The following is a 9,653-nucleotide window of genomic DNA, read 5'->3' on the forward strand; positions in this document are numbered from 1 at the left end:
ATGAGCATTTTATAATCCGACTTTCAAACTGATATTGAACGAGCGGGCGGTGGGGGTAGAGAAAGAGTAGATCCCCAGCGACCCGTTCGATGAACCAAATGAATTGGTTTCGGGATCGCCACCGGTAAAGTGCGGACTATGGATCCACAGGTTCCTGCCGGTAAGTGTCAATGAAGCCGACTTTAGCGGGGTTTTCTCAATAAGTTTTGACGGCAGTACATAACCGATGCTTACGTTACGAAGTTTGAGATAGGTAGCGTCCTGGATAACAGATTCCACAACGCCGGAAACCGCACGCCAGTAATCCTGCCCTTTTACCGGAACGGTATTGGCTTTACCGTCAACGGTGCTGATGCCCTGTACTACGCGCACCTCGCGGTCTTCCGTAACTTTTGGCGTGCCATAAAAATAACCGTAGCCATCGACGTTATTTTCTGTAACACCGCCTTTGCGCATATCAAAAAAGAAACTAAGGCTGAACGGGCCATAGCTCAGGTTGTTGGTTAGCCCGGCCAGCCAGTCGGGCGAAATATTGCCAAGTATGCCTTGTTGGGTAGCGGTGAAAGGAACACCGCTTGCATTGATCAGTAACTGACCGGTTGCGCTGTCGCGGGCAAAACGGTTGCCGAACTTAACGCCATAGGGTTCACCAACGATCGCCTGCGTGAAGCCAACGCTCACGCTTTTCAGGTCATCGCGCAGGGCCAGCACTTTGTTGTTGAGTTTTGTAAAGCTGAATACCAGGTCCCAGTTGAATTTTCCGCTTCTGATGGGGTTTGCGTTCAAAAGTATTTCAATTCCTTTTGTTTGCATGCGCGCCGTATTGATGGTGGTTTGATTGTAACCGGTAGCGGGCGATATGGTAACCGGTATCAATCCGTCTTTTACTTTTTTGTAGAACCATGAGATCTCGGCGCCGATGCGGTTGTTCAATGCTTTCAACTCGATGCCCGTCTCAAATTCGCTCACCAGCTCGTTCTTCAGAAAGGGGTTGCCCAGTACCTGGTTCAACAGAAAACCGTTCTGCTCTTTGAAAGGAAATGAAATACCGGCAATCGTATTGCCGTTTGTGGAGCTTATACTTAAATAAGGGGTTGTTAAGGAATAGGCATTCACATTGTCATTGCCAACGGTAGCGTAGGAAACGCGTAGTTTACCAAAGTTGATAATGTTTGTGATGTTGGGTGAAAGCAGTTCAGAGAATACAAAACCCGCGGCTGCAGAACCGTAAGGATAGAAGTTATTGTTTTTTGCCAGCACCGAACTGCCATCATACCGGCCTGTCAGCGCCAGGTTGAGGAAACGGTTGTATTCTATATTCGCCTGGGCGTAGAAACCTGTTTTACGGGTAAGGTAATTTTTTTCGCTATAGGTTTGGGTAGAAGCGTTCGCTACGTTATCATAGCCGCCGGTTATAGATAACCCTACACCCCGGCCTTCTACATTTTGCGAATAGGTTGAAAGAACGTTGTTTCCCAATAACAACTGCACATTGAATTTATTGAACTGTTTATGGGCGTCGATAATAAGATCGTGATTGTATTGCCTGAACGTGTTTACGCGATCGACCACCACACCATTCAGGTTGGCTGCCGACCCGCGGGCCTCATAGTATTTCACCTGCTCGTTGTATGTATCGAGGCCCATTCTTTCGGTAATGTTCAGCCAGCTGAAAGGCGAGTATGTTAAAGTGATTACTGGAATAAAGCGGTTGACGGTACCCTTCGTATAAATATTGTCAAGTACCCAGTAGGGATTGTTTCGCGAGAACCGGAAAACACGTTGCGAGCCGTCGGGGTTAACATAAGGATGCGGGTTCCAGGATACGGGTGCTGAATAAATGGTCCAGATAGGGCTTTCCAGGATATACCCTTCGGGCATGCGATTGGTGCGGCTGTTGGCATAATTGAATTGAAAAGTGCCGGTGATCTTGTCGGTAAGTTTTGTTGTGAACTTGGTAAAGACCGAATGCCTTTTCAACGAGGTGGTAGGAACGATCCCTTTTTGATCGAAATAAGAATAGGATGCAAAATAATTGGAGCCTGCATGGTTCGAGCCCGAAAAGCTGATAGTACTGTTGCTTGTTACCCCGGTTTGAAAAAAATCTTTCACCTGGTTGCGCTTTTGCACCGGTGCTCCGTTCACCCGCAGCGTATCCATTAATGGTCCCCAGGAGCTGCTGGCTTTGTCTATATCGCCATCATAATATACATTGTCATAAACAACGCCGCCGATCTCTTTCCGGTCGCCCTGTGCGTATTTGCTTTGTATTTCAGGAAAGATGCCGCTTTCGAACGACAGGTCCTGCGAAAGCGTTATCGCCGGTTTTTTACTGTTAGCGCCGCTTTTGGTGGTGATCATAACCACGCCCCGGGCGCCTGCTGAACCATACAGGGCCGTAGCGGCGGCGCCTTTTAAAACGTTCATGCTTTCTATAATGGACGGATCGATATCGATAAGGCGGTTACTGCCGGGGCCGCTGTTCACCGCGCCGGTTTCGGAGTTGTTGATAGGGATTCCGTCAACAACGATCAACGCTTCATTATTGCCAATAATGGAAGTAACGCCCCTGATCACGATGCGGCTCGAAGAACCTGGTGTACCGGAAGAGCTGGTGATCTGTACCCCGGCTACTTTACCCGTCATGGCATTGAGTACGTTCGGTTCTTTAGCCCTTACCAGTTCATCGGCTTTTAATTCCTGCGAGCTGAAGGTTAGGTTTCTTTTTTCGCGTTTTACGCCGAGGGCTGTAACCACCACTTCGTTCAACGACCTGTTGTCGGCAGTTAAAGTAATGGTCAGGAAATCCTGCGTACCCGTTTTTACTTCGCTTTTGTTGTAACCGATGGCAGAGATTACCAGCGTGGCTTTGGCCGGAACGCTCAGCTCGAAGGAGCCGTCGTCGCCGCTGCTGGTGCCGGTTTGTGAGCCTTTTACAAGAACGGAGGCTTTGGGTAAAGGCGCCCCGTTCTCATCCTGCACCTTGCCCTTTACCAGTTTGTTCTGCGCCCATGCACCGGAATGAATGAACAGCGTTACCGTAAATGCGATGATACTTAGCAGTTTTGATTGCATTGTTGTGATGTTTTGGTTTGTGTCGTAAAAAACTACGGCGGGCATTTCGGTTATCCGAATGGTTTGTACAATCGTTAGAGTACAGGACCAGGCTTTTGGGGAGACGTTCTCGGAATGCGCGTATGTGCATTCCCTTAGTGTACGAATTTATATTTATGGATGAAGAATGTGTTGATGGTTCTTGACGACTTGTTTACAGATATTGATTTGAATTTCTGATTTCGGGATTTCGCGATTTTGAGAATTAAATATTTGTGCCCTCCAATAAATCAGTAAATTCAATTTGTCTCGAAGAGGTAATCACTAAATCCCAAAATCTCAAAATCGGTTATTGCGTATGACGGTTAAAATAAAAGTCGACGACACAATTGTACTCGAACTGATAGATTATCATCATGCCGAAATGATGTACCAGCTGGTGAAAATCAACCGGCTGCACCTGCGTGAATGGCTTCCCTGGGTCGATCACATGCGCACAGTGGAAGATTTCAAAAAATATATCAACAACTCAAAACAGCGCTATACCAATCATACCGAAACGGGTTATGTTATCCTGGTCAATCACGTCATGATAGGGCGTATAGGTTTTTACAATATCGATCCTGTGAATAAGAGCGCCTCTATAGGTTACTGGCTCGATAAGCAATGGCTGGGCAAAGGAATTATCACCCGCAGTTGTAAAGCAATGATCGATGACGGGTTCAAACGCCTGCGCCTGAACCGCATAGAAATAAGGGCCGCTGTAGAGAATTTTAAAAGCCAGGCCATTCCCGTAAGGCTGGGTTTTACCAGGGAAGGAATAATACGGCAGGGCGAGTTCGTGAACAACCAGTTTGTTGATCTGTATGTTTATTCCCTGCTAAAGGAAGAGTGGGAGAGCCGGCGCTAACCTTCTTTGCAGTTTGACATTTGTCTATACCTGGTGAACTTTTATGTATATACTTATAAGTAGAACTATGTAATTGTATAACAAACAAAATTTTATGCACAAACAAGGGCGCTATATAAGATACTAATACATGGGAACGTTTTTCTATTTGTGGGAATAAAAACCCGGTGCCTGATTCGATTAGCGTTGATTGTAAAGACATTACATATTGGCACAGTTTCGGGTAATAAAGCATGAATCGTTTCCCTGACCATAATATATTTGAGAGCCCTATGAACTCGTCCTTTACAACCAATTACCGTGAAATGGCCCCCTGGCTGGAAGCAATACTCAACGACTGCCAGGACGCCGTATTTATTACCGACAGGCATTTTAACCTCGTACACTGGAATGTATCAGCAGAAGAATTGTGGTTCAGACAACCTAAAAGGCCTGCCAAAAAAAATATCATCGATTTTATATACCAACTGTTCCCGGGGCATGTAGAAGTGCATTCGCAGCTGCAAAGGGCCATCTCGCTCGATGAACAGGTAGAAGATATTTTTGTTTCCACACCCGACGACCGCACATTTCGCATTTCATGTTATACGCATAAGTTCCCCGGCACACAATACCTGCTCGATGTGGTGATCATCCTGCGCGATCTGCAGGCCGCCATTCACCGCAAAAAAGATATAAAACCCGGCATCTTATATAAAACCCTGCTCAACTCCCTCGAAGAAGGGGTAATGCTGATGCAGGGCGACCAGGGCACCATCATCTCCGCTAATAACAAAGCCTGCGATATTATCGGTATTACCCATGAACGGATCATAGGTAAAAACCTTACCGAGTTAGGCGTGAAAGCGTTCAGGGAAGACGGATCGCCTATGTCGGTGAATGAATACCCGGCGATGATAACCCTGAAAACCGGCGTGGTATTCCGGCAATCGATTGTAGGTTTAATAAATGCCAAAGGAAAACTTATTTGGTTATCGGTAAATACCTGTTTGCTGGAAGAGTTCAATGGCGCGGTGCCCGGACTGATAGCGGTAACTTTTAATGACATCACTGCCTGCCGGGAGGCAGAGTCGCGGTTATCTGAAAGTGAGTACATCTTTCAATCGTTCATGAACAATACCCATAGTCCCGCCTGGATCATCGACGAGGACGGCTTTATCATTTACATGAATGATATTTTCAAAAGCGTGTGGAACCTGAACGACAGCCACCTGTACAGCAATATGCGCGACCTTATGCCGCAGCACATGGTAGAACAGTATATGAACAACAACCGCCGTGTACTCGATTCGGGCCAGCCGCTGATCACTATAGAAAATTCCCTGCGCCGCGATGGCACGCCCGGCGTATACCTGGTGTTCAAGTTCCTGCTGCAAACCTCAACGCCAAAGAAACTTATCGGCGGCCAGTCGATCGATATCACCGAAGAGAAAAGGGCCCGGCAGGAAATTGAAAAAGTGAACGAACGTTTTTATTATACAACCAAGGCCACATCAGATTATATCTGGGACTGGAACATAGAGAACGGTACCATCTACCGCAGCGAACCCTTCAGCCAGCTGACAGGGTATTTGCAAAACGATATGGAGAACGACCTGTACTGGCTGCTTGAAAAAATTCATATCGACGACCGCCAGCGGGTGATGCAGCATATCAATGCCTGTTTAATGGCGCGCAATAATTACTGGCACGATGAATACCGTTTCCGTTGCGCCGATGGCAGCTATAAATATTTATCCGATAAGGGCTATATCATTTATAAAGATGGAGTTGCTGTACGGGCCATTGGCGCCATACAGGACCTTACCGAAAAAAGAAAACTGGAAGAAGAGCTGGCGCAGCAAAAGGAGAAAGAGCGCATCCGCATTAACCAGGCCATGATCACCGGTCAGGAATATGAGCGCAATGAAATTTCGAAAGAGTTACACGATAATGTGAACCAGATCCTGTCATCGGCCATGATCATGTTGTCTACCGCCCGCGGAAATACCGATGATAAAGAATTTCTGATAGATAAAACCACGCAGTACATCGACCTGGCCATCCAGGAAATACGTAAGATCTCAAAATCACTGAACTCATCCATCATCAGGGAAGTGGGTTTAATTGACCCCGTAGAAGATATTATCAAGAACATGCAGTTGGTACGCCCTGTTACGGTTGACTTTGAATGCGACCCGGCCCTGGAAGACGAACTGTCGCACGATGTGCAGCTGATGATCTACCGCATCATACAGGAGCAAACCAACAATATTATGCGGTATGCCGAAGCCGGTTATGTACGAATTGCCATTGAACAAATTGGCAATCAACTGACCCTGCTGATCCAGGATAACGGAAAAGGGTTCGATGCCAAAAAACAAACAAAAGGCATTGGTTTGCTGAACATTCTGAACCGCGCCGAAACGCTGGGCGGAACCCTTTCAATCGACTCCAGGCAGGGAGGTGGCTGCCGTTTATTGGTGCAGATCCCGGTGGCATGACGAAAATCAGGTAGAATGTGCTTACAAAGGGTTTTATTTGTCGCTAATTGATTAGCACAAATAAGAAAGCCCGGGAGTATGATGAATCCGCTAAAAAAAATTGATGAGCAGGCATTGGTGACAGAGATCCTGATGGGAGATTACCGCACTGCCGATATCTTCAAAAAGTATAATATTGATTATTGCTGCGGGGCCCGCTGGCCTTTGCAAACAGCCTGCGAGCTGCGCGGCCTCGATACCGCCGTTGTAAAGCAGGAGCTGGAAGAAGCTACCCGTACCGTACATATTTCAACCTCATTGCCTTTTGACCGTTGGCCGCTCGATTTTCTGACCGATTATATTATACATGTTCATCATGCTTATTTGCGTAGCACGCTGCCGGCATTGGACAATCATCTCACTCACTTTATAGCCGAACACCGGAAAAAATTTCCGTGGCTCGATGAGCTCGGGCAACAATTCAAACTGCTGCATACGCAAATGCTGTTGCTGATGATCCAGGAAGAAGAAAGCATATTCCCCTATATAAAACAAACACACCGGGCATATACCTCAAATGATTCCCTGGCCGGTTTATACACCCGCACTTTACGCAAACCGGTTGAAAAAGTAATTGAACAGGAGCACCAGCTGGTAACGGAAGTATTGCGGCGAATGCGTGCGCTTACCGATAATTACACGCTGCCGGCCAACGCCTGCCGCAGCCATTATGTGGTGTTCATGAAGTTGCGCGAGCTTGATAATGATCTCGTACAGCACCTGTACCTCGAAAAAGCAGTGATGCTGCCGCGTGTGCTGCTGATAGAAAATGAATTGAAATTGAGATAATGTGATAATGCATGCTGTGCGGCAGGCTGTATTTCCAAAGCCTCAAAAAACGGCAAGGCCTCAATAGCGCAATATTAGATTATCTTTCGAACTGTATTAGCATTTCATTATCACATTATCACATTAACTAATTAACTAATTAAGGTATCGGTTCTGCACCGCCGCTTGTCATCCACGGCAAATTGAATTTATGGAACTCAATCGAGCGATGGCTGTTACCGCTGTCGCCGGTATTCTCATTTATTTCAATAAGCGCGCCGATGGTGTAGTCGGCTGTTTTCACCATGCTTGAATAACCACCCTTGCCTTGTGCAAAAGCCTCACTGTCGGTTAACCAGTCATATATCTTACGGCTGATGGGCCAGGTTACCCCGCCATCATAACTAATGCGCACGCGCATTTTACAGCGTGTTTCCGTGCTGGCCGAATTCAATACCATAATACGGTCGGGTGAACCGGTATACCGTACTATTGAACCCTGGCAGGCAGGGTCGAGCAATACATTGTCGGGGGCAAAAGCGCTGAAGCTGCCGGTAAGTGTGCCCCGTGATACATGCCGGCGTTTGGCATTAGCCCAAACCGTACTGGTAGCACGGTCGTTGCGCATAAGCCGGCCATCGTTCAGTTCTACAATGGCGCCTTCGCTGGTTCCGCCGGGTATCAGTTTGTATTGCCAGGTAGCGCCATGATCGGTGCTATAGATATTTCTGCCCTGTGCGGGAATGACCAGGGTGCCGTTGCTGGTTTGAATGCCAACACCGGGCCCGATGGCGTCCCAGGTATAATTGGGCGGCAGCAGCGTACTGGTCATATCGGTTGGGGTAGAAAAAGTAAGTCCGTCATTATCGCTGTAGGAATAATATACTTTTCGATCGCCCCAGGTATCTATTTTGTCGTAACCATCGGTACCGCCAATATTCTTGGTGGCGGAGTTCCAGTTCATAAATACCCAAATGCGGCCGGTATTGCGGTCAACCACGGCCGTGGGGTTACCCCAGGTGCCCTGGCCTGCGCCCACTACTTCCAGCATCGACGACCACGTAGATCCATTGTCGGTGCTTCGTTTGTATTCTACATTGATATTGCCATGGTCTTTGTTCATGCTCATACGCCCTTCTACAAAAGCAAGCAGCGTATTGGCATTGGTGCGAACGATGGAAGGAATACGGAAGGAATGGTAGCCATCGCTGCCGCCATCGAAGATCTTTACATACGTGTGGGTTTGTGTGGCTTCCGTAACAGGCTGCCGTTCTTCATTGGTGGATGCCGGCTGATCGGCGGTTCCTTTTTTGCAGGCCGTAGCTGATAAAAGTACAAAGGCAGCCAGTGTAATAAGGCCGTGTGATCTGTTGGCGCATGTTGCGCCCCGGGATGTTGTTTGTTTCATTTGTTAGGTTTTAATGTTATGAAGCATATGTGTCCGGCGTTCCCGGCGAACAAACCGAACACATGTTTAATGAACATAGCTTCCTTTGAAACAAACCGGTTAAAAGAGCACTGGTGAATCCCTTATATCGGTTGTTTGCCCTGCCGCCGCCAACCGGCGGCGGACGGAAAATGAGAAATGAAAAATTAAAAATGAATAATAAGAAAGGGAATACAGAAAACAGATGAATATTAAACTCCCAATATCGAATGCTGAAATTTAGGAACGCCTGTTGGGTTTTAAGCTGTATTTCTGTATTCGCCTTAGGCTTTAAGCTTTCGGCCTTAGGCTGTATTTGCTTGCAGCTTGCAGCTTGCAGCGGTTTTCCCCAACTACCATGTAGGCTTCCTTACCTGTCCGTATCCACCACCTTTCGGCCTGTCTTCAAAATGCAGGTGTGGGCCGGTAACATTACCGGTAGCGCCTACTTCACCTATTTTTTGTCCGGCCACTACTTTGGTTCCCGTGCTTACAGAGCGAACCGAAAGATGGCAATACACATAATCGCGGCCATTGGTGGCGCGCAAACCGATCCAGCGGCCGTAGGCGCCGCCGTTATTGTTCGACCATACAATGGTGCCACCCAGCACGGCTACTACTTTGGCGCCGGTAGGTGCGGCATAATCATCGCCGGTATGGTAACCTGCCGCATACCGTGGATTTTTTATGCCATAGGGATAGGTTACCGTATAACCGGGAACCGGTGACGCTACCCGGGCTGCTGCTGCGGCGGTTGCTTCTTCTACGGGTGCGGTAACCGGTGTTTGTTCCGGTTCTGAATCATTGGCGCCCGGTGTGGTTGTTGAATTCTCTGCTTTGTTACAAGAGAGTACTGCTAATAATAACAGACCTGAAAACAGTTTGCCTGTGGTGTTTCTTTTCATAGTTGTTTGTTTAGTTTATTTTGATTTTAGAGACCTCCTCGCTATTTCACTATTAATAATTTTTTGCT

6 protein-coding genes are annotated in these 9,653 nt (G+C 47.3%); 3 read left to right on the plus strand and 3 right to left on the minus strand.

Annotated elements, in window-relative coordinates:
* Positions 1-9: 9 nt before the first annotated feature.
* A complete protein-coding gene (locus A4R26_RS24125) occupies positions 10-3,075 on the minus strand; it encodes a SusC/RagA family TonB-linked outer membrane protein (protein ID WP_081169109.1) in 3,066 nt (1,021 codons plus the stop codon).
* A 337-nt stretch (positions 3,076-3,412) separates the two neighbouring features.
* On the opposite strand from A4R26_RS24125, the gene A4R26_RS24130 reads away from it, so the two are divergent.
* The 3 genes from A4R26_RS24130 to A4R26_RS24140 all read left to right on the plus strand — a co-directional run bounded on the left by A4R26_RS24130 (position 3,413) and on the right by A4R26_RS24140 (position 7,275).
* A complete protein-coding gene (locus tag A4R26_RS24130) occupies positions 3,413-3,964 on the plus strand; it encodes a GNAT family N-acetyltransferase (RefSeq protein WP_081169100.1) in 552 nt (183 codons plus the stop codon).
* Between the two features lie 272 nt (positions 3,965-4,236).
* Complete coding sequence (locus tag A4R26_RS24135) at positions 4,237-6,447, plus strand: sensor histidine kinase (protein WP_165760398.1); 2,211 nt, start codon at positions 4,237-4,239, stop codon at positions 6,445-6,447.
* A gap of 78 nt (positions 6,448-6,525) precedes the next feature.
* Positions 6,526-7,275, plus strand: coding sequence for a DUF542 domain-containing protein (locus tag A4R26_RS24140; RefSeq protein ID WP_081169102.1), 750 nt, complete (start codon positions 6,526-6,528; stop codon positions 7,273-7,275).
* Positions 7,276-7,414: 139 nt separating this feature from the next.
* Here A4R26_RS24140 and A4R26_RS24145 read toward each other — a convergent pair whose 3' ends face one another.
* Together A4R26_RS24145 and A4R26_RS24150 are read right to left on the minus strand one after the other, a co-directional pair.
* Positions 7,415-8,662 carry a sialidase family protein gene (locus tag A4R26_RS24145; protein WP_081169103.1) on the minus strand — a complete coding sequence of 416 codons (1,248 nt, stop codon included), beginning with the start codon at positions 8,660-8,662 and terminating at the stop codon, positions 7,415-7,417.
* A 371-nt stretch (positions 8,663-9,033) separates the two neighbouring features.
* On the minus strand, positions 9,034-9,585 hold the full coding sequence (locus A4R26_RS24150; RefSeq protein WP_081169104.1) for a M23 family metallopeptidase: 552 nt from the start codon (positions 9,583-9,585) through the stop codon (positions 9,034-9,036).
* Positions 9,586-9,653 lie beyond the last annotated feature (68 nt).

Origin of the sequence: Niastella populi, assembly GCF_002078015.1 — a bacterium.
Lineage (GTDB): Bacteria > Bacteroidota > Bacteroidia > Chitinophagales > Chitinophagaceae > Niastella > Niastella populi.